Genomic DNA, 24,740 nt, shown 5'->3' on the forward strand with positions numbered 1-24,740 from the left:
GAAGGTTTCCTGTGCTCCTTTAAAGGTTTCCTATTCTCTTTTTTCTCTCACTTTTTCCCTGTATTTTTTCAGGGGATATTTTTTCTCTGTTAGGCCTGTAAGAACGAATCTCCTCAAGCAGGTCCGTATCCTGGGAAACATAAGCTGCCTCTTTTCGGACCTGCCAGACTACCTGAGGATTCAGAGTCTTTCCCATGTAATAGACCAAGCCTTCTGAAAGCTTTTCAAACCCCAGGAGTGTTTTGAACAGGGTTGATTTACCGGTTCCTGATTGCCCTTTCAACAGGATTTTTTCCTTTCGGAATACAGAGAGAAAAATTAGAAAGCACTTTTTTGCTTCCGAAATGTATAGCGATATTTTCGTACTATTATTTCATCCTGCATTTTTGCCCCTGATGTCCATACTTTCTTAATATATTTCTTACATCCCTCTTATTTATTTCTAACATCCCTTGCAGGTTTTTGCTTTTTTCTTCCCTTTTTGTAGAAGAGTTTTCTTTCCTGCAGCCCCAATAAGAGAAAGTTTATCTATACAGAGGTGTTCTCATAAATCAATTCATACCAGCAGTTCCATATAATTCCTGTAGCACGGATAAGCTTAATAAAATGCTACGCATGGCGTGCTGACCATAATGTTGCATACCGGTCTATTGCAGGTGCCAGTTGCAGGCATCAATTATAAGCGTCTAAGTTTACAGACCTTCTCATGCCTGAATACTTATTTCAGGACATTTACACATTAACATAATTACATTTTAATATATTTGCGTTTTAACATAATTTCTCTTCAATATATTTATGTTTTTAATAAGTTAAAGTTTATAATCTTGTAATCTATGAGGAAAAAAAATGGACTTTGAAGCTTCTGCTAAAGACCTTACAACTCCGGTCAAAGGGGCAAAGATAGTTCCGAATATGACTGTGGATGAGCTTGTAAGAGAGTATGCCGGTTGTGCTTTTGGAGCAGGCAGGCTGGCCGAAGCCGTAGACATCTATTATGAGATGCTGGCTTCAGAAAAAACTACGAAGTTTTTCGGGCTTGCAGGGGCGATGACACCTGCAGGCATGAGGAATATTATTGCAGACCTGATTCGCGACGGGCATATCGATGTGCTTGTCACAACCGGCGCCAATATGGTGCATGACACAGTCGAGGCTCTCGGCCTTCACCACTATAAAGGGTCGGACTGTGCAAACGATATCCAGCTCAGGCATGAATGTATCGACAGGATCTATGATGTTTACCTCCCTGACCAGCACTTTACAGACCTTGAAGAGTTTTTACAGAGCGTCTATGCAGGGCTTCCGCAGGAAAAACTCTCTATCAGGCATGTCCTTACCGAGATCGGGAAGAATCTGGACGATGACTCTTCCATCCTCAAAACCGCAGCCGAAATGGGGGTGCCGGTTTACTGCCCTGCGCTTCAGGACTCGGTTATAGGGCTTCAGGCCTGGCTCTATAAGGAAGGAAACCCTCTGCATGTGGATGCTTTTGCAGACATGCACGAGTTCATGGAAATGTGTTACGAAGCTGAAAGTGCGGGCGCTATGCTGCTTGGCGGCGGGGTTCCGAAGAATTACATCCTGCAGTCCATGCTTGTTACTCCCAAGTCCTTTGATTATGCGATCCAGCTGACAATGGATCGTCCGGAAACCGGTGGGCTTAGCGGGGCAACTCTTGACGAAGCCCAGTCCTGGGGAAAGGTCGGGGAAGATGCAAAATCAGTAACCGTGTACGCAGATGCAACAATCACTCTCCCGCTTATCGTTTCCGCTGTGCGGACGCGCCTTTCAAAGAGATGATTTGATGGAAAAGAATACCCATATGATCCTTGCCCTGGACATAACTGACAGGGAAGAAGCGCTGAAGATTGCAGAAGATGTCTGGGAATTCGTGGACGCAATAAAGGTAGGCTATCCTCTCATACTTGCCACAGGGCTCGGGATCATCAGGGAACTTGCCGAGTTCACCCCGGTTATAGCCGATTTCAAGGTTGCTGATATTCCCAACACCAACCGCCTTATCTGCGACCAGGTCTTTGAAGCCGGCGCCGATGCGGTAATCGCACAGGGTTTTACAGGCAGGGACAGTCTTGATGCCTGCGTTGAAATTGCTTCCGAATACAGAAAGGACGTCTTCGTTGTAAGCGAAATGAGCCATCCTGGCGGCGCCGATTTTATGCAGCCGGTGGCAGAAGCAATTGCAAAGATGGCGCTTGAAGCCGGAGCCTTCGGACTTGTCGCCCCCGCTACCCGTCCCGAAAGGGTGAAGAAAATCAGGAAGATCATCGGGGATAAACTTACCATCATCTCCCCCGGCGTAGGTGCCCAGGGCGGAAGAGCCTCGGACGTGATCGCTGCCGGCGCAGACTGGGTGATCGTAGGCAGGAGCATCTATAAGGCAAAATTCCCAAAAGAAGCTGCCAGGCAGATTGCCGAGGAAATTCAGGATGAGATCCGTGGAGAATACTGACGAATATTTTTCTCTGAAAGGGCAGCTTTTTTAAAATACGCTCCTAATCTCAATTACGTGCCTGTGATGAAAAATCTGGCTGATTCCATGATGAGCCCTATGAGTTCTGAGGCACGAAATTGAACATTTCCTTTGTTCTGAATACTTTCTCATTTCCGAATTTTCTGTTTTGATACGCGGATCATATAGTAGTTATGTAACAGTGACTTTGCTAAACCTCCACCTTGCAATCAAAAACATTATTCCTGCAAAAGCAAGCAGGGCAAGATAGGAAATAAAGACCTCTTCAGGCGTGTAAGTATAACGGATTCCTATTGCAGAAAAGTCGCTCCCTATTGCAAAATACCTGATCCCGCTGACAAGATGCGTGAGCGGGTTGATTATGGACAGGACGCGAAGCACGGGCGGAAAAGAGTTTACTGGATAAAGGGCATTGCTTGTGAAAAAGAAAGGCATGGTGAGCAGGGTTATTACTGCCTGCATCCCTTCGGGGCTCTCCATGGTTATTGCGATTGCAGCCGAAAGGAAAAGAAACCCGAGAGAAAACGTGCCCACAAAAACCATTATCCCGATAAGGGAGTAAACGATCTGTATCGGGGTATATCCTTCAAAAAACCGGACTCCGAGCAAAAGCCCGAACCCCATGATCACAGCTGCCTGGATAAAAGATTTTGTCATGCCTGAAAGCCCTATCCCTATGATCACATGGATTCTCGGAATCGGACTTGAAAGCGTTTCGCGCATGAGCCCCCAGTTCTTGTCGAAAAGCAACACGGTTCCTCCGAACAGGCTCGTAAAAAGTGTGGTCATTGCAATAACACCTGCTCCTATGAAGGTCAGGTAGCCAACAGTCCTGACACTGGGGTCTACAGGCAGTGTCGAGGTCAACCTTTCAAAGTTGTTTGACATTGCAATCCCGAAAAAGGCAAGCCAGAGAGCGGGCTGGACAAGAGAGGCAAAGAGGAGGGTCCTGAACCGGACAAACCTCAGCATGTCCCGCCAGTAGATGGTAAGAAACCCGGTATTCATCTTTTAACGCCCCCCTGCCCTAACCCTAAGGCTTACCACCGACCCCTTTCCTGCTCCGCTGTCCCTTAATTCCCTTCCTGTATAGTGGACAAAAACATCGTCCATTGAAGGCTTTTTAAGGTTTACTGCCCTGATCCTGATCCCCCCGCTTCGAAGCCTGTCCATGATCTCGGGCAGCAGGTATGTCCCGTCCGTATTGACCATGAGAACTATCCCTTTTGCTTTTTCCCTTATCCCTCTCACACTGTCGAGCTGCCTGAGAGACACTGTAGCTCCCATATTGTCACTGGTTTCCAGATAAATTAAGTCCTCTCCAAGCGCATTTTTTAATTCCCAGGATTTGCCTGTGACGATAATTTTCCCGTGGTCTATGATGCTTATCCTGTCGCTGAGCTGGTCGGCTTCGTCCATATAATGGGTTGTCAGGAAAATGGTTGTGCCCTCTCGGTTTATATCCTTCACATATTCCCAGATCCTTATCCTCGTCTGAGGGTCAAGTCCGATGGTTGGCTCGTCCATGAAAAGCACTTTCGGACGGGTCATGAGCCCTCTAGCAATCTCAAGCCTGCGTTTCATTCCCCCGCTGAGGTGTCTTGTGAGAGTGTCCCGCTTCCCTTCGAGCTCGACCAGTTTGATCAATTCCTCAATCCTTTCCTGCCTTGCAGCTTTCGGCATGGAATAGAGTCTTCCGTGATACTCCAGAATCTCCCTCACAGTCATATCCCGGTCAAGGGTAAGTTCCTGAAAAACAATTCCTATGGATTCCCTAACCTTTTCAGGCTCTGTTTTCAAATCAAAGCCTGCAACCATTGCTCTTCCTTTCTGAACAGGCAGGAGAGTGGTAAGGACATTGATTACGGTACTTTTTCCCGCCCCGTTTGGTCCGAGAAATGAGAAGATCTCTCCTTCTTTGACCGTAAAACTGATCTTATCGACTGCCTTTACCTCACCGAAAAAATACTCAAGGTCATTTACCTCTATAATATTGTTTTCCAGAACAGGTACCCCGCTTCCCCTTTACTTTAAAAGGATTGAACCTTTAATGATAAATATGTATTTTGCGCCAGCAGAGTTGCGGCTCTGCAGTGCGCAGTCTGTTTCGGTAGAGTTGCAGCTCTGCAGTGCACAGTCTGTTTCGCTCGTATATAAGGTAGTTGCAGCATTTTTTATTGCTGCAATTTCATAAAAACGATACGTAGGCTGGGAGGGTAGTTTGCTTCGCTTACGGCACTGTCCGGCTTGATGAGACTGCCACCCTCGCTCCTACGGCTCTCTGGCAATTTAACATGTTACAGATCTGTTCAGAAAGGACAGATTCTGGCGATTTTTACGAGCTTACTGACCGTTGAGAGCAGAGGAATATTTGGTTCCCGGCCTATAAAATATATTGGGGATTGGGGATGACGTATCTAAACATTGGCATAGATGTGGCCAAGAATTCACATCAGGCTTGTCTCGTAGATGAGCATGGAAAGCAAATTGGAAAATATATTCGGCTTGAAAATTCAAGATCCAGTATTGAGAGTTTCAGGGAAATTGTCGAAGCCATAGCAATAAAAATGAATGCAATTCCCAGGATAGGGATGGAAGCGACCGGGATTTACTGGTATCCGATATACAATGCATTATCTGATTGGTATGAAATGAACCTTTACAACCCTTCGCAGATACGAGGGTTTGCCCAGGTCAACATAAGGGGAACAAAAACAGATAAAATAGACGCTAAAACAATAGCAAACATGATGAGATTTGGAGAGGCACCAAAGACCAGTTTTGAAGATAAAAACAGAATGGAAATCAAAGAATATAGCAGGTTCCACTTCAAATTAAAGTCAGAGCTAATCAATCTGAAGAGACGCTTTTTACGAAATGTGCATGTGATTTAACAGATCAAGGAAACAGAAAATAGGATTATGGAGATTTGGGGAAGAGTAAAGGACAAACATTATCTTCAAACAATTCCAGGAATTACCGAATTAAAGGCAGCTATGATCTGGGGAGAAATAGGGGAGGTTGAGAATTTTAAGCATCCAGATCAATTAGCAGCTTTTTCAGGCTTTGATCCTAAAGTTAAGAAATCAGGACAGAAGGAGGTCATCTCAGGACCGAATAAAAGGGGATCAAGAGTGCTGAGGTGCCTGATAGGCAGAGCTGTGGTGGATTCAAGGAGAGTAAATCCTGTAATTGGAGAGTATTTTGATAAAAAAATCAGTGAAGGAAAACATTACAATACTGCAAGATGTGCAGCAGCTAAAAAGCTTATAAGGATAATATGGTCGGTGGAGAAGAATAAAAGACCGTTTCAGATCCCGGAATAAGGCAATTCAAAGATGAATGAATAGTAGATTAAAAAAGAGTTGCTAAGGACATAGAGTTGGGGTAATTGAGGGGAATAGAAAAACGAAGAATTAGTTGAACAAAGAAACAGTATTAGCTGTATTCACGGGAATTTTTACGCGCATAGCGCGGCTTTTCAAAAAATGAATGTGAAAAAGAATTGAAGAGTAGTTTTCTCAAACTGAAACCTTATATAACATGTCTCCGCTCAAGCAGACTACTTTATAGTAGAGTCGGGAGTTGCGTTCAAGATGACTAACTTAAAAACAATAGTAAAATAAAAAGACGCAGGAAAGCGGTCTTCTCAAACAGGTCAAACAGGCAAAGTTGCTGTCTAATCTCCTTTCCATTTGGCAAATAGTTCTTTTCATGAGCCTGGCTGGATGAAAGCCGCAAAATTATTTGCTGAGGGCAAAAATAAATTTAACAGATCAGCAGGATAAACTGTACATAACTGATGAGTCCGGTTATCCGAGCTTCAATTTTCAGAACTACAGGCAGATTGTCAATAACCAAAAAATAATCTCGGGAGAACTATAATACGGATTACGAACAGATTTTGAAGACGCGTAGTTACAAAATTGAAAAAGGATACCCTCACCCTCCTGGGGCGACGTGTGACGAAGAGGGAGTTAATTTTTCAATTTATTCTGAACATGCCGATTATGTTGAGCTCCTGCTTTTCGATAAACATGATGATCTGGAACCTGTACTTGTCCTTTCCACAAATAGAGTCGAAGAACTTACCCGGCCCGGAAAAGTTGAGAGTACAGTGGAAACTTCAAAGGGAATTGAAACTTCAAAGGGAATTGAAACTTCGCAGGAAATCGAAACCGCTGAGGCTCCAGGTATTGCCCTTAACAAAACTTTTCACTTCTGGCATGTATATATACGCGGCCTTAAGCCCGGAGTCCACTATGCCTACAGGATCGGCGGGCCTTTTGATCCATCAGGAGGGTACCGTTTTGATGGGGGGAAAGTCCTGATCGATCCTTACTCGCGGGGAAATAACAAAACACTCTGGAACAGAGAAAAAGCCTGCGTGCCAGGAGACAACCTTTCTACATCCATGCGTAGTGTGGTGATAGATCCATCCGGGTACGGATGGGGAAATAACAGTCACATCACGGCAGAAAAAGTATATGAGATGCCCGGAATCGGGGAGAAACTCTTTGGCAAAAACAGGCTGCAAAAACTGAACGAAACCATCATCTATGAGCTGCATGTAGGCGGATTCACGAGGTCTCCAAGCTCAGGAGTTAAGGCTCCCGGTACATTTTCAGGGATTATAGAAAAAATTCCATATCTCAAGGAGCTTGGCATCACTGCGGTAGAACTGATGCCTGTCTTTGATTTTGATGATACTATAAGCCCGGAGGGTAAAAGGCACTACTGGGGATATGATCCCATATGTTTTTTTGCTCCTCACAGCGGCTATTGCAAAAACCCTGAACGTGGAGACCATACGAAGGAATTCCGGGATATGGTCAAAGCCCTGCACAAAGCCGAAATAGAGGTAATCCTTGATGTGGTCTTCAACCATACCGCTGAAGGGGACCACCTGGGTCCGTTCTTTTCTTTCAAAGGTATAGACAACAGCATTTACTATCATCTGGAGCCTGACAGGCAGTACTACAGCAATTATTCGGGGTGCGGAAATACCGTAAACTGCAACCATCCGATTCCTCAGAAGCTGATAGTAGACAGCCTGAAATACTGGACGGAAGAAATGCACGTTGATGGTTTTCGTTTTGACCAGGGCTCTATCCTTTCACTGGATACTGACGGGAAGGTTATGAAGTATCCCCCCGTGATATGGCAGATTGAACTGGACGATTCCCTCGGATACATAAAGGTGATTGCAGAAGCCTGGGACGCGGCTGCACTCAACCAGGTCGGATACTTCCCGGGCCCCAGGTGGGCAGAGTGGAACGGTTATTATCGGGACGAGATCCGCCGCTTTGTCCGGGGAGATCCAGGGCTTGTAGGGAGGGTTGCAAGTCGGATTGCCGGAAGCCCCGATCTCTACCAGTCCGAATCAAGGCTTCCGATTAATAGCGTTAATTTTGTGACCTGCCATGATGGGTTTACACTTAACGACCTTGTTTCTTACAACTACAAACACAACGAAGCCAACGGGGAAAATAACAGGGATGGGACTGACAATAACCTGAGCTGGAACTGCGGGGTTGAAGGAGAGACCGAAGACCCGGAGATCGAAGCCCTGCGGGAACGGCAGATCAAAAATTTCACCTCTATCCTGCTGCTTTCCGTAGGGGTTCCGATGATTTCCATGGGGGATGAAGTCAGGCGGACCCAGAAGGGCAATAACAATGCGTACTGCCAGGACAATGAGACCGGCTGGTTTGACTGGGACTTCGTAGAAATAAATCGTGATATGTTCCGTTTCTGGAAAATGATGATCGATTTTCGGAAACGCCATACTACTATTCTTCGCCCACGTTACTTTACGGGTAAGGAAAACGAACGGGGGCTAAAAGATATTTCCTGGCACGGCTGCAAGCTCAACAGTCCGGGCTGGGACGACCCTTATGCCCGAGCCCTTTCCTTTACCATGGGAGAACCCGGTGACGAAGAAGACATCCATGTTATGATGAACATGTACTGGGAACCTTTAGAATTTGAGATCCCAGGACTCAGAGAGAGAAACTGGTACCGGACAGTTGACACTTTCCTGCCTTCTCCTCAGGATATTGCCGGAGCAGGAGAAGAAGTCCAGGTAAATGGAAACAGCTACCCTGTTCAGGGAAGAAGCATAGTCGTGCTGATTTCAAAGTGACCATCTGAAAAAGCAGGTTCACCATTTGTTCTCTTAATCTGCTGTTCTTTTATACGCCTCGATAACATCCTGAACCGACTCGAAGATATGGTCCCTGCCAATCATTGTGCTTATACCATCTCTATCAAGTTCATTCATAACAGGCTGCACTACGTCACTTAATATGAGAGTGATATTCATTTGTTGCAACTGGTTGTATACATTTTTGAGTGTCTCTACAGCAGTGAAGTCGATATCTCCTATGTTCGTTGCGGAAATGCAAAACCATTTAAGTGAGCCATTTTTCTTGGCAAGTGCAATTATTTCTTTCATGAAGCGGTTTTCATTAGCAAAGTAGAGGTTTGAGCCAAAACGGTAGATCAGCAGGCCTTCGACAGCTTGCTGGCCTTTTTCAAGTGGAACTGTCCGCATGGCTCCTCCGGGTTTTGGAACAAGTAGCAGGTTAAGCGGTCGATAACTGTGGCGCAGGTGAGCAATGACCGAGAGTACGATAGCTATCCCAATTCCCTGCTCGACGCCTATAACTACGACCGTCATAGCTGTTATCAGGGCGACGTTGAATTCTACAGGGCGCTGTCTGTGAAGAGCGTTCATCCCTTCGGTATCGATAAGTCGCAGTCCGATGAGGAATACCACCGATGAAAGTACGGCCGTGGGCAAATAAGCGAATGGCCAGGTGAAGAACATCAGGACTATCAGGACGATGAAGACCGTTGTGAGCTGGGTAAGCTGGGTACGCCCTCCGGCACTTCTGACCATTTCGGTTTTGGTCGGGCTGCCGTTGACTACGAAAGTGCCTGACATCCCTGCTGCTGCATTAGCAAGGCTCAATCCGATGAGATCCGAATTCTCATTGAAAGTGTCGGAAAACTTCATAGAATAAGCCCGGGACGTTGCAGCACTCTGGGCGAGGATGATAATAAAACAGGCTACTGAGATGTTAAGGAGCTTGGGGATATCAGAAAGTTGTACTTGAGGAAAAGAGATATTGGGTAAACCTCCGGGTACCGCATCGAGGATAATAATCCCGTAGGAAGAAAGATCGAACATCCAGCTTGCAGCAATTGCCCCGATGATCGCTATTAGTGCACCCGGGACTTTGCTTCCGATCCTTTCGCTAAGAACAATAATCCCGATTACAGATAATGAGACTATGAGTGTGGGAACATTTGTAAGATTCAGGTCTCTCACTAAAGATGTAAGCTGCATAAATGTTCCGTACGACCCTCCGGAAATGCCGAACATCCCGCAAGCTGTGAGATCAAGATACGGATACCTACACCGGTAAGAAATCCTATCAGGACTGTGTGAGAGAGGAAATCTGCCAGAAAACCGAGCTGCAGCAGGCCTGCAAGAAGAAGGAAGATTGCTGCGAGTAGAGCGATCATCCCGGCATGTGCAACGTATTGAGGAGATTCCGGCACTGCCATTGTTATCAATCCGCTCGCTATAATCGCCGCTGTCGCAGAATCGGCTCCAACTACAAGATGGCGGGATGAACCGAAAATGGCAAAGGCCAGCATTGGAAGCAGGATTGTGTAGATCCCGGTAACCAAGGGCATACCTGCAATCTTTGTGTACCCCATAACTTCGGGAATTGCAAACGCTGCGAATGCGATTCCGGCAGTGATTTCCAGAGGTATTTGTTTAGGGCTGGAGGGGAATGCCCCCTGGAAGAAGGGGAAGTGAAGGAATCTTTTAGGATTTTTTTCAGGTATCATATTTGCTTTAATCTCCCCATTAAAAATAATTCCGGATTTAAATTCACAAACAAGGAACCGGCTGAACCGATCTAATTTTCAACTTTCGGCTATGAGCATCTGATCATATCTTACAGGCCATATTTCTGGGTCAATTCCCAATAAACTTCTGGGTATTTTACGGAAGAAATTTTAATATTATTTGTCCGGGATATATTTTTTGATCACGTCATGAACTACACTGTTTGGAGCTAAAATTTATATTCATAGGAACAATAAATTAAATTGGTTTTGTAACGTTATCAAGTGAAACAGAATCGAAAAGGGGGAATAAAATGATAGAAATTATGCCTGATTTGCCGGAAAACGTTGTTGCCGCTATTGCAAATGGACAGGTAACGGGAGATGACTATGAAAAGGTGTTGATTCCAGCCATTGAGGATAAAATACGGACGCAAGGAAAGATTCGTATGCTCTATCAATTGGGTCCGAATTTCACGGGTTTTACCTATGATGCCATGTGGGATGACGCAAAAGTTGGAATATGGCACCTCACTGCATTTGAAAAGATCGCTGTTGTCTCGGACGCGGACTGGATAATTGACGCAGTTAAAGTATTTAAGTTTGCCATTCCCTGCCCGGTAAAAACCTTCCGGAACAAAGAGTTTGCTGAAGCAAAGGCCTGGATCATTGAATGAAAATACATGATATGAAAAGCCGCTTTTCCCAGCTAATTGCATGTCTTCTTTTGCTCGTGGTTTTAGTAGCCTAACCATGCACTATTGAGCTCTGTGCCTGGGATTGAAAATACAAACAAGTTCTAAAAATTGAAAGATTAAAAAGCATTGAAGAAAGATTAAAAAGCATTGAAAATTCTTTTGTGACGCTTGAGTCGTTCTCTTTATTTTTTCTTTATGAGGTAGGATCACATATTATCAATTTGATGAATAACCCAACTGTTTAAATTTATATTATGATTTTTTCTCTTTTATTTGTTATTTTTTTTAAACTCTTTTGCATTCATCAAATTCTATCAGTCAGGTTCTCCCTCACATCTGATAAGTTTTCTCTTTTCTCTGATAGATTTTCACTTAAATTTGATAAATTCTCTCTTTTTTCAGTTATATTCTCACTTAAATTTGATAAATTTTCTCTTTTTTCAGTTATATTCTCACTTAAATTTGATAAGTTTTCTCTTTTCTCTGATAGATTTTCACTTAAATTTTCCACTCTATTTTCGTCTTCCGATGTATTTTGAGAACAACCGGAAGCGAAAAGCATTAGTGAGACAAGCATTGCTGTAATAAGCACAGTACCAAAAAGTCTTATTTTACTAATAATCTCTCCCCCCTTTCAGTCTAAAACATAAATAGAAAAATCTGTTCCCCTCAGTCTAAAACATAAATAGAAAAATCTGTTCCCCTATGAATCATATATATGCGTTTATATAATTATTTCCTTCATAGATTTAATTTTTTTTCCAGTTCTCGAAGACTTATTTAGTTGCTATTGTTCCAGAGCATCAATAACGGTGTCACTCCGTTATTATTGTGGACGACCAGATTTATGGGAAGCAGGAAAGAAGGAGCGGGAAAGAAGAAGCAAAATAAGAAAAATAAGAAAAATAAAGCAATGAAAAGGAATATGAAAGCTTCTCTCATGACTTCAGAGTCTCTCTGTTTGCAGTCAGTTTCATGAAGAAGCTTGTAATTTACACTTCACTGCGGCGGAGGGGTTAACACCTTATCTATCTGATGAATTACCCCATTGCTGGCCATGATGTCCGCTTCTGTTATGTTTGCACCGCCAACCTGAACACCGTTTTCTGTCACAGTGATGGGGAGTTCTTCTCCTTCAAGTGTCTTGACACTTGTCATGTTTTCAAGATCATTTTCCATCAATATTTTGCCATCAACAATATGGTAGGTTAAGATTTTTTCCAGCTCCCCGGTATTGTTCTCAAGCGCAGGGACTGCGTTTTCAGGAAGTTCGTCGAAGGCTTCGTTAGTTGGAGCAAAAACAGTATAAATTCCCTCCTCGGCAAGAAGCGGCTCCAGTCCTGCAACATTGAGAAGTTCAACAAAAGTTGTGAAGTTTCTGTCAGCTAACGTTTGCATGACATTTCTATCGCTTTTCTCAACAACATTTAATACTTCTTGAGGTACACCTTCAACTTCCTCTTCTAAATTCTCGCTTTCAGTTTCCCTATGTTCAGATCTATTTGTTTGATTCTCAGTTTCATTCAATAAACTTTCAGTTTCATTTTTTACGTATCCTGTTTCATTTTCTATATATCCTGTTTCATTTTCTACTACTCTGGTTTCATTTTCTACAATTCCGGATTCATTTTCTATATCTCCGGTCTCATTTTCGACACTTTGCTGAGAACATCCTGACGTGAATAACATTAGTGCGATAAGCGTCACTGTAATAAATACAGTACCAAAAAGTTTTATTTTCCTGATGATTTCATCTCCTCTTTTATTCATAAAAAATGCAGTGGAAAAATATCCCCCATGAATAATACATACACATCGTTATATAATTTGTCATTGATGTAACGCTACTCCTATTCAAAACGGTATTAAAAAATTGTTTCATACTATAAAATGAATATTCCACGGTTTAGCGTACATTAAAACAATATTTTGTATCAATTCTCTTGCTTGATATCTTTTGTTACTGTTTGTGGCTCAGATATCCGAGCACAGGGCTTTATCACAGGCCTTTATAAGTGCCTGGATCGGAATTCCAGGGCTATAAGTGGAGGAAGAAGTCACATAAGGGAAATATCACCTGAAGGAAAAATTATCTGAAAGTGATGTACTCCTTCAAATCCGATTTCAGAATCCTTTCAATTTCTTCCCAGTTGTTGTCTCTGGTTTCCGTAAATATGTAACCGAAGAACCCGTATTTCTCAGGGTCGGATTTTCTGAGTTCCAGGGGCTTTTCAAAGTCTGAAATCAGTTTTTCGTAATCAAAATTTTGTACCGCTTTTGGATCTATTTCTGCAGGCTTGTTCAATACCACAAGGCAGAAGTTTTTTCCTTCCCTGTCTGCAAGGATCTTATCCCATTCCGGTTCACGCTGTTCCTGAAAATACCTGAAAGTGTTAATCCCGTAGGCGTAATGTGCGATATCCGTTGTGCACCAGCCAGCAAAACGCATCGGGTTCAGCTCTATTGGCTGGATTTTCCTGTCTTCCCCTATTCGAAACTCGATATGGAGGGGAAAATTCTTAAGCCCGGCAAGTTTTCCTATCTCTTTCAAAAGGTCTTCTACAGTTTCCCTGTAAGTTTCCATAACGGCTTTCGAAGTAAAATATACCCTGTCACTAACATCGTTTTCCGAAGAAAAGATATGCTTCAGGATATCAAGGACCACAGGCTTTCCGTCACTGTTGAAGTAAGCATCAACTGCAAATTCTTCGCCTTCGATATTTTCTTCGATGATGAAGTTCCCCACATCAAGCACCTGAACCGGATAGCGTCCCTTTATTTCCTCGACTTCGGCTTTTATACGCCTGAGGACCGATGCCCAATCCTCATCGGTTGAAACCTTGTACACTCCAAGGCTGAAAAAGCCTACTGCAGGCTTTATAATGAAGGGTTTTTTTATTTCCTCAACCCGGATTTCGTCCAGCTTTTCAAACTCAATGCCCTGGAAATGGAAGTCAGGGTATATTCTCTCCAGCAGTTTTCTGAATTTGATTTTGTTCTTAAAAAGCTCTATTTTCTCAGGCAGTCCTGTAAAGCCCAAATTTTCCGAAATCCAACCAAGAGAGTTTTCGGAATTGGAATAAAGGGAATATTCACCTTTTTCTTTCATTAATTCGATAAACTCGGCTTCCTCAAGAAGCCTCATTCCATTTTCCGCACTTATTTCGGCTGCCATTTCATTCTTTAAAACAGGGATCTGCATTTCTGCAGCAGTATCTTTCAAATATTCAGAGACGTAGGGGTGGTCGAGGATTAACATTTTTCTAACCTTTCTTATGATCGTTGAACCTGAAAACCCGAATCCGGTTAAGAACCTTAAGCCTGATAGATATCTGAATTCGGATCGGAACCTGAATTCGGATCGGAACCTGAATTCGGATCGGAACCTGAATTCGGATCGGAACCTGAACCCAGATAATAAGAGAGGTTAGTAATATTTATTTTGGCATTATTTGTATCAGGATGTGTTGCGGGAAATAAGTTTTAAAAGAAGATTTTTGTCATCGGAATCTATCCAGCCGGTGATGTAAAGGACTGCAGCGAAAATCGGAACTGAGGCAGCACTGAGGACAAGGATATCCGTATATGGTCTGAAAAGGACAATGAGCAGGGATACCACACCCGTGCCTATAAGGGGAGATATGGCCCCTTTGAGCGGGTTTTCGTGTAAAAGGTATTTATGGATCCAGAACAGCCCGAAAATCATGGATCCTGAGACTGAAAGTACGGTAGCGATAGCAGCTCCCACATAGCCATTTGAAGGGATCAGGATCAGGTTCAGAACTACGTTCAGGAAAGCGGCTAAGATGGATGTTTTTGAGATTATCTGCTGGTTCCCGCTCGAAACGCATGTGGAACTTATAAGAACGCTTATGAACGTTATGGCTGTTGCCCAGATAAGGATTTGCAGTGCAACTACTGATTCCTGATATTCGGGGCCGTAAAAGGTCAGGATAATTTTTTCCGAGGCAAATGTTACAATGACTGCAATCAGGAGCCCTCCTGCAAAGAGGTACTTGAAAGTCCTGGCATATGCAAAACTGAACGAATCAAAAGAATCCTTAAAATATTTTGACATTAAAGGAAAAGTGGAGGTTGTAAACGCTGCCGGGAGGAAGACAAGCGCATCCGTGAGGCGGTAGGCAGCGGAATAAAACCCGACTTCGACATCTCCCCGCAAAAAGGAGAGCATAAGGACATCAATCTTGAAATATACAACCGTAAAAATCGAGGCAACTGCAATCGGGATTGCTTCTTTTAATAGCTGCTTTATCAAAGAGATATCAATCTCGAAGGATACTTTTACTAATTTTTTTGAAAATAAGACCATCAACAAGTTGTGTACAAGGGTGGCTGAAACCGAGGCAAGCACAAAGACATTGAGTCCCGAGTGGTTTGCAGCGGCCAGAAAAATAAATGTAAGGAGACAGATCCTGCTGAGCAGGTTAAAGAACAGGGAGTATTCCATTCTCAATTTTGCTTCGTATATAATCCCGTAGGCTCCGGTGCCGCTTATAAGCAGCCCGAGAGAGGCTATATATAGGGCATTTTTTGTGGAAGAAGGGAAATCTATGACATTTATCAGAATAAAAGCCAGGAGCAGGGCAACGAACGCGAGGAAGAATTTCATTATTGTCCCGTTGCCGATCAGTTTCCCGGCTTTTTCGGGGTCTTTTGCAGCCTCCCTTACAAGTATTTGATGGACTCCCATATCAGGGATGAAACTGAAAAAATAGATAAAAGCAAAAGCAAAAGAATATATTCCGTAGTCTCCGGGGCCCAGATACCGGGCAATGTATAACATTGCAAATAAACTGAGGATATTCGTTGTTATGCCGTTAAGAAATAAAAACCCGCTATTTCTTGCAAGGTATTTAATTGTCTGCATAAAAATATCCATTCGGACAATGCGGCAAAAGAATATAACTTTATTGTTCAAATTGTCCTGAAACTGCTTAATTCGGTAACTATATATCCTCTAAAATTTCTTTACATATTGGGGGAGAGTGAATCATTTTTGTATGTTTTGATCACGCCTGTTAAAGATGAGGAAAAGAACCTTCCTGAGGTCATCGAGTCCTTAATTTCTCAGACTGTAAAACCTGTGCTCTGGTTGATTATTGATGACGGCAGTACTGATAATTCTCCAAATATAATACACCGTTATGTGTCCAGATATCCCTGGATCGAAACCATTCGTTTTCCTCCTCAGCCAAGGGACATAATTTTTCACGTATCCTATGTTTATAAATCAGGGTTTGATTCCATTTTAAAATATTGTGACAGAAATAAAATATCTTATAGTTTTATTGCTTCAATGGACGCGGACACTGTACTGGAAACAGAGTATTTTGAAAAGATATTGAGTAAATTTGAACTCAACAATAATCTGGGCATTGCAAGTGGGGGCCTGTACCATGAAATTGACGGGAAGTTGAAGCTCTCCGGCCAGGCTGAAAATTTCCCCTCAGGCACGGGCCGGGTCTGGTCAAAAGAATGCTTTTTTGATACCGGGGGTTTTTTACTGGAACCCTCCGCTGATTCGATCTCAAATATAAAAGCCATAATGAGGGGCTGGCAGATTTACAGGTTTAACGAAATCCGAATGATAGAAAAAAGATTAACAGGCAGTGCAGAAGGTCTTTGGAAGGGGTACAAATACAACGGATACATGGCTTACTATTTAAATAAAAATCCAATCCTGATATTACTAAATGTGCTTAACTATACCATGAAGAAGCCGCATTATACCGGAATAGCTTTCTTACTGGGATACATAAGGCCTTTTATTAAATGTGAAGAAAGAATAAAAGACAGGGAAATCCGGGAATATTACTGGACTTACAGGTTGGTCGAGTACAGGAATCTGGTAATTAGCAGATTGAAGTCCCTGTTTTCTGTAAGTTAAAAAATACTTTTGTCCGTATAGTTCCGGGTAAAAACGAAATTTAAAGACCTCAAGCCCTCTTCCGCCTGTACATTTCCTATCTTGACTCCTAACCTCGAATTTTACGAAAAACTCTTCGGCACGTCAGCATCCATGCGTTTTGATATTCCGCAAATCAGCCTGGAACTGGCACAGATAGGAGACATTTTACTCATAGCCGGCTCGGATGAAACTTTGAAGCCATTCCGGAGCACTCAGGCTACATTTCTTGTTGATTCCCCCGATGAGTTCAGGGCTCATCTGGAAGAAAATGGAGCAAAAATCATCCGGGGACCGATAAGGTTCCTACCGACAGGAACATGACAGTAAAACATCCTGACGGGTCGGTAATAGAGTATGTGGAGCATTCAAAAATGTATGAAAGTCAAACGTAAGCGGTAAGCTTCAAAGGAAAGCTGATACACTGTAAAGTCTGAAGAATGGCTGAAAATTCTGGAAATGCTGGAAAAAATGAAAATACCGGAGAAAACGGAAAGTTTGGTGCCTGGTTTTAAAATAAAAAATCGCATAAAAAATATATATCCTCTTAAATAATGATGTTGAAAAATTGTCAGGCAAATGATCCTCTGTTTTTCTGAAAATTAAATTATGGGAATATATCATCAATGCAAAAATAGCATCAATGCGAAAATGATTTCAGAAGGTTCCTGTATAATAAGAATATTGCTCAAGAAGAAATGCATGCTTTAAACATGTACTTTTTCATTTTTTTATACTGGGGAGAAACGGGATGAAAAAAGAACTGCGAAGTTCTGGTATTGATATTATTGGAAATGTGCCCTGGGGAACACACTTCTGCCAGTTCTACCAGACAAAAAAAGATTTGATGGATGTGCAGGTCCCTTATTTCAAGGCTGGACTGGAAAATAACGAATTTTGCATCTGGATAGTATCTCAACCTTCGGAAGTGAAAGAAGTAAAAGAAATCCTGAGAAAAGATCTTCCTGATTTTGATGTTTATCTGGAAAAAGGGCAAATCGAAGTTGTTCCTTCCACTCACTGGTTTGTAAGAGAGGGTATTTTCGATTCGGAGAAGGTATTGAACTGCTGGATTGAGAAACTTAATAAGGCCCTTACCAATGGTTATGATGGTTTGAGGTTGAGTGGGGATACTTTCTGGCTCGAAAAAAAGGATTGGAGCAGTTTTGATGATTATGAGAAAGAACTGGATCGGATTATCGGTAACTACCGGCTGATAGCTATCTGCACCTATTCCCTTGACAGGTGCAACGCAACCGAGATCATTGATGTGATCAGTAAGCACCAGTTCGCTTTGATCAAAAGGAACGGAAAATGGGAACATATAGAAAATTCCAGGCGTGTGAAGACCGAAGATAAAATTCAGACCCTTGCTAATATTGTGGAAACGTCAGACGATGCCATTGTAACCGAGTCTCTTGATGGCGTTATTATTAGCTGGAATAAAGGTGCAGAACAGATTTATGGCTATTCGGCTAAAGAAATTCTGGGAAAGCCTATCTCCATTCTTGAGCCTCCCATGCTGGTCGAAGAAACAAAAGAATTGAATGAACTGATTAAACAGGATGATAAAATTCACCATTATGAGACTTTACGTTCAAGAAAGGACGGTAAGATCATAAATGTCTCACTTACTGTTTCTCCAATTTTTGATGCCTCCGAAGATCTGATCGCAATCCTGGTCATCGCCAGGGATATAACCGGACGTAAAAGAGCAGATGAAAAACTCAAGAAAAGCGAGGAAAGATACAGGATTGTTACAGAGCAAACAGGGCAGGTGATATATGACTACGATATAAGATCAGATAAATGCAGCTGGGCAGGTGCCATAGAAGAAGTTACGGGATATAGTTCTGAAGAATTTCAGAAACTTGGCAAGGATGTCTGGATTAAGAATATCAAGCCCCTAAATACAAACTCTGCGGAAGAAAAGTCTTGGGATGTTAGAAGGGAAGAGAACAGGTTTAAAGAAGAATTAACGTTTAGAAGAAAAGACGGAAACCGCATTTACATAGAAAACAGAGGGGTCTGCCTTACAAATTCTGAAGGTCATCTTTACGGGGCTATCGGAGTACTGAAAGACATTACAGGTGCTAGGCTTGCAAAAACTCAGCTTCAGGAAAGTGAAAAAAGATATCGTATAGCAACTGAAAGGACAGGGCAGGTTGTATTCGATTTTAATCTCAAAACATTTGAACTGAGATTGGCGGGGGCCGTCCGGGAAGTAACAGGGTATAATCCGGAAGAGCTGGGAAATCCGGATAAATCGGTCCTGATAGAATATGTGCACCCTGAAGACAGAACCGAACTGCTTGATACGCTCAGAAAGTCTTTTGAGGAAAAGAAAAAATTTCAGGTAGAAAATAAATTCCAGGTAGAATTCAGGTTAAAAAAAAGAGACGAGAACTACATTTATGCCGAAAGTCGCGGCATCTGGCTGACAGATGGCAGCGGGGAGATACATAGAGCCATCGGGGTAATTAAAGATATTACGGACCGGATACTTTCAATAAAAAAAGTTGAAGATAGTGAGAAGAAATACCGCTCTTTCATACAGAATTTCCACGGCATTATTTACCAGGCGGATGAAAACTTTGTTCCCGTATTTCTGCACGGGGCTGTTAAAGAGATCACAGGATATAAAGCAGAGGAGTTTAAGTCCCGGATTAAATGGGAAGACTTAATTTATCCGGATGATCTGCCTCTCGTTCTCAATGAAGGAAGAAAGATTAAAAGTTCTCAGTCTGCCGATTATGGGGAACTCGAATATCGTATAAAGCACAGGGATGGAAGGATCAGATGGGTTAATGAGATCTATCAGAAAATTTCGGGAAATGATGAAAATCCGGGATTCTATCAGAGTACGATTTATGATGTGACCGAAAGAAAAGAGGCTGAAAATTTCGTTGCGAGTATCGAAACTGCCCGCAAAAAGGAAATCCACCACAGAATTAAGAATAATCTGCAGGTAATCTCATCCCTGCTTGACCTCCAGGCAGAAAAGTTCCGGGATAAAGAGGTACTCGAAGCTTTCAGGGAAAGTCAGGACCGGATAATCTCAATGTCCCTGATACACGAAGAACTCTATAAAGGGGGAGGAACCGATACACTGAATTTCTCCGAATATATTAAAAAGTTAACTGAAAACCTTTTCCTGACCTACAGCCTTAAAAGTAAAAATATCTGCCTGCTTATGGATTTGGAAGAAAACGCCTTATTTAATATGGATACAGCCGTCCCGCTAGGAATAATTGTTAATGAACTCGTTTCCAATTCCCTCAAATATGCATTTCCTGATCAGCAGGAAGGAGAAATTCGAATTTGCCTTTGCAGGGAAGAAAAGAATGATGAAGTGCGCAGGTCCCTTTTCAGCCTTGTAATTTCGGATAATGGAAAAGGAATGCCTGAAAACATGGAATTGGAAAGTGTCGAGTCACTCGGACTGCAGTTAGTAAACATCCTTGTTGATCAGCTGGATGGAGAAATCAAGCTTAATCGAGATCGCGGGACAGAATTCAGAATTACTTTCGAGGTAGTGGAAGAAGCATAAATCCCAATAATCAAATAGAAGGTATTTTTGCGGTTTAAATGAGAAAAAACATAATCAACGACCCTTGAAAAAAAACATCATGTAAAAATCGGAAGAAAGCCCGGAAGATTTATGTTCTTTTTACTGTAGACCCCGATATATAGCTCCGAAGATATTTTCCCCAAAATATTTATTCGGAGCAGGACAAATGTCTTCCAGGCAATTCTTTTCGACATACCTTACCGGTTATTCCTCACTCTTTTCGACCTATCTTCCCCGTTATATAATATACAACGTCTCGTTTTTATTTTAAATTAATTATCAGAAAAATTGTTCCTTAACATAAGTTAGTCCCGCATAAAATGTTTTAAAGCCAAACAACAATTTAATATTAATTATGTTTTTTATAGTTCCTGGGGGCATTCAGAAAATTCAGCGCTGAGTTTTTTCTTGAAGGGCAATGCAAGATAATTTTATTCAAAATCCTGGCTTTAAGGGTTCGAGAATAATTCTTATAGACACTCTATATAAAATTGAAAGTGTTTATATTTTGGCTTCGTACAAATTTATCAAAATCAGCTTCAAGAAGCCGAAAATAAATCAGTAAAAAAACATCAGGCCATTCAGCTAAAATTAATTGTGATTCCTTATTTAGAGGATTTCCACAGACCCTTAACCATGTAATCAGGTGGAGATTTTGGGAATTTTTCTCATGCCTGTATCTCGCAAGCATAGCTTTTGCATCTCCAGCCCTCTCCGATGCGCCCAGCCTGTGGAGTAAACGCACGTTGTCTTCAACACGAAGGCGATTCCGGTTTTCCCGGCACTTAGCGGTTTTTTATCCGTCTATTGCCTTAATCTTTTTGCGAAAGTCAGTCAGCTATCTGAGCATATCCTTTTTTATTTATTGTCTTCCTGCTGTCTGCTTCCTGATTTTATCTTCCGCTCTGTAGTTGAAATGGCATACACCTCACCGGTTTCGTTCACCAGTGGAGAAGCAGTCAGCCATATGTCCACTACCCTGCCGTCCTTACTGAGCCGCTGGGTGCGGTAAGGTTCCAGGACTTCATCCCGACTGAGCTTCTTCAGACTATCCAGCTCTTCTCCTTTCTGTTTCTGCGGAATCAGGCTGCTAATATTCATTGTAAGGGCCTCGGCTTCACTCCAGCCGTACATCTCCTCAGCCTTTGGGTTCCAGGCCATGATGTGACCCTCCAGGTCCTGTAACGTTATAGCATCATTCGAGTCGTGCACGACAACTGCGGACAGGCGGTGAATCGCAGCCTTGGATTCCTTTAGCAGCTCCCTCGTCTGCTTCAATTCGGTAATCTCAATGAAGGTTATCACCGCTCCTTTAATGACGTTTTCAAGAGTGCGGTAAGGCCGGATGCGCATCAGATACCACGTGCCGTCCCGGGTCTGGACTTCAATTTCCCTGGGCGTCAGTTTTTCTAGCACCTCATCTACGTCCTCTGTCAGGCGGTCATATCCCAGCATGTTTGAGACAATGTCCCCTACAGGCCTTCCCACATCGGTCGGGATCAGTTTGATCACCCGTGTGACAGCAGGGGTAAAGCGCATAATACGCACATGATAGTCGACGAAAATGGTGCCTATGTCAGTGCCTGCAAGCAGGTTGTTCATATCGTTATTGGCCTGAGACAGGTCAGCAACCCTATTCTGCAGTTCGGCATTGACAGTGGCCAGTTCCTCGTTTACCGACTGCAGTTCCTCCTTTGAGCTCTCCAGCTCCTCATTGGCGGATTGTAGTTCCTCATTTACTGACTGCATTTCTTCATTTGAGGATTTGAGTTCTTCATTGGAGGTCTCCAGCTCTTCATTGGCAGCCTTGAGGTCTTCTTCCTTGGTCTGCAGTTCCTTCATCAGCGCCGAAACGCGCTCATCAACTTCCCCTTTGCTCTCGGGAATTCCTTTCATTAAATCCTCGGAAACTGCCTTCCCTATTATTCTCTGTTCAGCCTTCGGAGGTTCTTCAAAAGTGATCAGGAACAGGTCCGGCCTTTCTGAATCAGGACCTGTAACCACAGGTAGCAACGCAAGATTAACGGTAGTGAAGTCGCCGTTGGTTTTGACCCTCAGCCCGGAGTAAAATAATGATCTTTTATCGATTGTTGCTCTGTGCAGGGCCGTAGCCAGCCTGTTGGCCAAGCCCTCGCGTGCCATCTTCAGGATGTTCATGCCAGCTTCGCCCTGAGCAGGTTCCAGGTACATGCCTGTACGACCGTGTATATATAGAATATCGCCTTTTTCGTTTACGAGCACCCCTACAGGGGCGTAGTGTTGAAGCAGAATCTTTTCGGTCAGCTCGCGCAAATTAAGTTTGCCTCCGAAGGGAACTTCTTCAAATGTTCTTTGAGTCATTCTGGGTCCCAGCCTTGGTGGGATTAATGTAACTATGGAATGGAGTTGTTCACTGCCAACGTTCTGTTTACTCAGGTAGAGCTTCGATTTGCGGTCAAGAATGTCAAAAAGATTCGTAAACCCGTTCACGGTCTCGGAGGAACCAAGGAAGAGAAATTTGCCGGGGTTCAATGCATAGTAGAAGAGGGGAATGAGCCTCTTTTGCAGTTCCCCGTCCATATAAATCAGCAAGTTGCGACAGCTGAGTAGGTCGAGTTTGGAGAATGGTGGGTCTTTGACAAGGTCATGCTCGGAGAAGATTACCATATCACGGATAATTTTCCGAATGCGGTAGTTTCCGTCCGGGCCCTGGATAAAAAAGCGCTCCAGCCTTTCCTCTGAAACATCGACCGAGATACTGGGAGGATAGCTGCCAATGCGAGCCTGTTCGATGGCCTGGCTGTCGATATCTGTTGCAAAAATTTGTATATTGAAAGTTTGCTTCAATTCCTCCATATGTTCCTGGAGCAGGATGCCGATGGAATAAGCTTCCTCGCCTGTGGAACAGCCAGGCACCCAGGCCCGTATCGATTCGCCTGCGTACTTGCCGACAAAGAGACTGGGGACGATTTTCTCCCTAAACACTTCGAAAGCCCTAGGATTACGGAAAAAACTGGTGACACTGATTAGAAAGTCGCGGAAGAGCGATTCCACCTCGGAAGGTTTTTGCTCTAAATAACTCACATACTCATTTATATTCTTGATATTATGGACTGCCATGCGACGTTCGATGCGTCGGACGACGGTCCCCTTCTTGTAATGGGAAAAGTCGTGACCTGTATGGGTGAACACCATGTTGAATATTTTTTTCATCGCGTCTTCGGCTCTGGAGACCGGTTGGGTTATTTTCCCGAAGGCTTGAGTAACATAGGCAATGAGCTGGGCAGGCATTTCTTCCGGCGGCAGGATATAGTCTGCCAGACTGGGGTCGATGACGCTACGCGGCATGCTATCGTACTCGCTGGATTCCGGAGCTTGCGCCATTACCATACCGGCTTCAGCCTTGATTGCCCGTGCTCCCAGTGTGCCGTCACTGCCTGTGCCTGAAAGCACAATTCCTATGGCCTGCTCTTTCTTTTCCTCGGCCAGGGAGCGGAAGAAGAAATCAATTGGCGTACGATGACCGTGCGGCTCGACCGGTTCCAGCAGGTGCAGTTCACTCTCACGATAAACCATGTCTCTGTTAGGTGGGATGACATAGACGCAGTTAGGTCTGACGTCCATTCCGTCCTCAACCTCGTAAACAGACATGTTTGTGTAGCGCCCTATCAGGGTAGTGAGGATGCTTTTATGTTTCGGGTCAAGGTGCTGTACCAGGACAAAGGCCATGCCCGGTCCTGGGCTGTCAGGCATGGATGTAAAAAAAGCTTCGAAAGCAGCCAGCCCACCAGCCGATGCGCCAATCCCCACGACAGGAAAGTCCCCTTTTGTGAATTTCTCAGAATCCTTATTTGAAACAGGAGGTTCACTGGTAGAGGTTTCTTTTTCTATCTTCTTTTCTTCCGGCGTTTTTTTCTCTTCTGGCATCTTTTCCTTTTCAGGCATCTGTTCTTCTTTTGATGCCTGCGTTTTCTCTTTGCTCTTGGTTTCGCCTGTACCCATATTGTCGCATCCTTTCGTCCCTGAACCTGAATCTTTGGAATGACTTTATCGGTATTCTATAATGGAAGTTACATTCAGATATACATAAACCCGAATAAATCTGAACTTTACAAATCAAATCCGGGAAGTTTTCCACCAGAAGGGATATTTTTTAAATATTTACATCTCAATTTAACATTTTTAGTTTAATCTATTCTCGGCCAC

Annotated in this window: 18 protein-coding genes and 1 pseudogene; 9 read left to right on the plus strand and 10 right to left on the minus strand. The window is 43.2% G+C overall.

Annotated features, from left to right (window positions below; all coding sequences use genetic code 11):
* Positions 1-19: 19 nt before the first annotated feature.
* Positions 20-283 (minus strand): ATP-binding cassette domain-containing protein, encoded by a 264-nt coding sequence (locus tag MSSIT_RS04525; RefSeq protein WP_052721511.1) that lies wholly within the window; start codon positions 281-283, stop codon positions 20-22.
* 566 nt (positions 284-849) lie between these two features.
* Here MSSIT_RS04525 and MSSIT_RS04530 point away from each other — a divergent pair.
* Positions 850-1,803, plus strand: coding sequence for a deoxyhypusine synthase (locus tag MSSIT_RS04530; protein ID WP_048170388.1), 954 nt, complete (start codon positions 850-852; stop codon positions 1,801-1,803).
* Between the two features lie 4 nt (positions 1,804-1,807).
* Positions 1,808-2,473, plus strand: a complete 666-nt coding sequence (pyrF, locus tag MSSIT_RS04535) for an orotidine-5'-phosphate decarboxylase (protein ID WP_048170390.1) — start codon at positions 1,808-1,810, stop codon at positions 2,471-2,473.
* Between the two features lie 192 nt (positions 2,474-2,665).
* Here the strand turns inward: pyrF and MSSIT_RS04540 are convergent, their stop codons facing one another.
* Both MSSIT_RS04540 and MSSIT_RS04545 read right to left on the minus strand, forming a co-directional pair.
* The gene (locus MSSIT_RS04540) at positions 2,666-3,502 is read right to left on the minus strand and encodes an ABC transporter permease (RefSeq protein WP_048170393.1); all 837 of its coding nucleotides are present in this window, start codon (positions 3,500-3,502) and stop codon (positions 2,666-2,668) included.
* 3 nt (positions 3,503-3,505) lie between these two features.
* A complete protein-coding gene (locus MSSIT_RS04545) occupies positions 3,506-4,498 on the minus strand; it encodes an ATP-binding cassette domain-containing protein (RefSeq protein ID WP_148704927.1) in 993 nt (330 codons plus the stop codon).
* A 404-nt stretch (positions 4,499-4,902) separates the two neighbouring features.
* Here MSSIT_RS04545 and MSSIT_RS04555 point away from each other — a divergent pair, with 404 nt between their 5' ends.
* The 3 genes from MSSIT_RS04555 to glgX all read left to right on the plus strand — a co-directional run bounded on the left by MSSIT_RS04555 (position 4,903) and on the right by glgX (position 8,639).
* A complete protein-coding gene (locus MSSIT_RS04555; protein ID WP_048170398.1) occupies positions 4,903-5,388 on the plus strand; it encodes an IS110 family transposase in 486 nt (161 codons plus the stop codon).
* A gap of 27 nt (positions 5,389-5,415) precedes the next feature.
* Positions 5,416-5,820, plus strand: a complete 405-nt coding sequence (locus tag MSSIT_RS04560) for an IS110 family transposase (RefSeq protein WP_048170399.1) — start codon at positions 5,416-5,418, stop codon at positions 5,818-5,820.
* A gap of 578 nt (positions 5,821-6,398) precedes the next feature.
* Entirely contained in the window at positions 6,399-8,639 is a 2,241-nt protein-coding gene (gene glgX, locus MSSIT_RS04565) for a glycogen debranching protein GlgX (protein WP_048170401.1), read from the plus strand.
* 33 nt (positions 8,640-8,672) lie between these two features.
* Here glgX and MSSIT_RS25610 read toward each other — a convergent pair whose 3' ends face one another.
* On the minus strand, positions 8,673-9,233 hold the full coding sequence (locus MSSIT_RS25610) for an STAS domain-containing protein (RefSeq protein ID WP_394296908.1): 561 nt from the start codon (positions 9,231-9,233) through the stop codon (positions 8,673-8,675).
* A gap of 6 nt (positions 9,234-9,239) precedes the next feature.
* Positions 9,240-10,360 (minus strand): annotated as a pseudogene (locus MSSIT_RS25615) (SulP family inorganic anion transporter); the annotation flags it as partial.
* Between the two features lie 314 nt (positions 10,361-10,674).
* On the opposite strand from MSSIT_RS25615, the gene MSSIT_RS04575 reads away from it, so the two are divergent.
* Positions 10,675-11,037 (plus strand): SpoIIAA family protein, encoded by a 363-nt coding sequence (locus MSSIT_RS04575; RefSeq protein ID WP_048170404.1) that lies wholly within the window; start codon positions 10,675-10,677, stop codon positions 11,035-11,037.
* A 325-nt stretch (positions 11,038-11,362) separates the two neighbouring features.
* On the opposite strand, the gene MSSIT_RS22855 is transcribed toward MSSIT_RS04575, so the two are convergent.
* From MSSIT_RS22855 to MSSIT_RS04590, 4 genes are all read right to left on the minus strand, one after another.
* Positions 11,363-11,650: a hypothetical protein gene (locus tag MSSIT_RS22855; RefSeq protein ID WP_148704930.1), complete on the minus strand. Its 288-nt coding sequence runs from the start codon at positions 11,648-11,650 to the stop codon at positions 11,363-11,365.
* A gap of 407 nt (positions 11,651-12,057) precedes the next feature.
* Positions 12,058-12,828: a fasciclin domain-containing protein gene (locus tag MSSIT_RS23940; RefSeq protein WP_197080335.1), complete on the minus strand. Its 771-nt coding sequence runs from the start codon at positions 12,826-12,828 to the stop codon at positions 12,058-12,060.
* Positions 12,829-13,147: 319 nt separating this feature from the next.
* Entirely contained in the window at positions 13,148-14,317 is a 1,170-nt protein-coding gene (locus tag MSSIT_RS04585; protein WP_048170405.1) for an ATP-grasp domain-containing protein, read from the minus strand.
* Between the two features lie 198 nt (positions 14,318-14,515).
* A complete protein-coding gene (locus MSSIT_RS04590) occupies positions 14,516-15,958 on the minus strand; it encodes a flippase (protein ID WP_231590418.1) in 1,443 nt (480 codons plus the stop codon).
* 117 nt (positions 15,959-16,075) lie between these two features.
* On the opposite strand from MSSIT_RS04590, the gene MSSIT_RS04595 reads away from it, so the two are divergent.
* The 3 genes from MSSIT_RS04595 (at position 16,076) to MSSIT_RS21090 (ending at position 20,534) form a co-directional block, all read left to right on the plus strand.
* Positions 16,076-16,966, plus strand: coding sequence for a glycosyltransferase family 2 protein (locus MSSIT_RS04595; RefSeq protein ID WP_052721512.1), 891 nt, complete (start codon positions 16,076-16,078; stop codon positions 16,964-16,966).
* 81 nt (positions 16,967-17,047) lie between these two features.
* On the plus strand, positions 17,048-17,308 hold the full coding sequence (locus MSSIT_RS04600) for a VOC family protein (protein ID WP_231590419.1): 261 nt from the start codon (positions 17,048-17,050) through the stop codon (positions 17,306-17,308).
* A 427-nt stretch (positions 17,309-17,735) separates the two neighbouring features.
* Positions 17,736-20,534, plus strand: coding sequence for a PAS domain S-box protein (locus tag MSSIT_RS21090; RefSeq protein ID WP_052721513.1), 2,799 nt, complete (start codon positions 17,736-17,738; stop codon positions 20,532-20,534).
* Between the two features lie 879 nt (positions 20,535-21,413).
* Here the strand turns inward: MSSIT_RS21090 and MSSIT_RS04615 are convergent.
* Positions 21,414-24,536, minus strand: coding sequence for a chemotaxis protein CheB (locus MSSIT_RS04615; protein WP_048170414.1), 3,123 nt, complete (start codon positions 24,534-24,536; stop codon positions 21,414-21,416).
* Between the last annotated feature and the right edge of the window lie 204 nt (positions 24,537-24,740).

The organism is Methanosarcina siciliae T4/M (assembly GCF_000970085.1).
GTDB classification, from domain to species: domain Archaea; phylum Halobacteriota; class Methanosarcinia; order Methanosarcinales; family Methanosarcinaceae; genus Methanosarcina; species Methanosarcina siciliae.

What these genes read in the sequence shown, in the direction of transcription:
- MSSIT_RS04615 (WP_048170414.1), bottom strand. Translation starts at nt 24,536, where the DNA reads ATGGGTACAGGCGAAACCAAGAGCAAAGAGAAAACGCAGGCATCAAAA.
- MSSIT_RS04555 (WP_048170398.1), top strand. Translation starts at nt 4,903, where the DNA reads ATGACGTATCTAAACATTGGCATAGATGTGGCCAAGAATTCACATCAG.
- MSSIT_RS04590 (WP_231590418.1), bottom strand. Translation starts at nt 15,958, where the DNA reads ATGGATATTTTTATGCAGACAATTAAATACCTTGCAAGAAATAGCGGG.
- pyrF (WP_048170390.1), top strand. Translation starts at nt 1,808, where the DNA reads ATGGAAAAGAATACCCATATGATCCTTGCCCTGGACATAACTGACAGG.
- MSSIT_RS04585 (WP_048170405.1), bottom strand. Translation starts at nt 14,317, where the DNA reads ATGTTAATCCTCGACCACCCCTACGTCTCTGAATATTTGAAAGATACT.
- MSSIT_RS25610 (WP_394296908.1), bottom strand. Translation starts at nt 9,233, where the DNA reads ATGAACGCTCTTCACAGACAGCGCCCTGTAGAATTCAACGTCGCCCTG.
- MSSIT_RS04575 (WP_048170404.1), top strand. Translation starts at nt 10,675, where the DNA reads ATGATAGAAATTATGCCTGATTTGCCGGAAAACGTTGTTGCCGCTATT.
- MSSIT_RS21090 (WP_052721513.1), top strand. Translation starts at nt 17,736, where the DNA reads ATGAAAAAAGAACTGCGAAGTTCTGGTATTGATATTATTGGAAATGTG.
- MSSIT_RS23940 (WP_197080335.1), bottom strand. Translation starts at nt 12,828, where the DNA reads ATGAATAAAAGAGGAGATGAAATCATCAGGAAAATAAAACTTTTTGGT.
- MSSIT_RS04530 (WP_048170388.1), top strand. Translation starts at nt 850, where the DNA reads ATGGACTTTGAAGCTTCTGCTAAAGACCTTACAACTCCGGTCAAAGGG.
- MSSIT_RS04540 (WP_048170393.1), bottom strand. Translation starts at nt 3,502, where the DNA reads ATGAATACCGGGTTTCTTACCATCTACTGGCGGGACATGCTGAGGTTT.
- MSSIT_RS04560 (WP_048170399.1), top strand. Translation starts at nt 5,416, where the DNA reads ATGGAGATTTGGGGAAGAGTAAAGGACAAACATTATCTTCAAACAATT.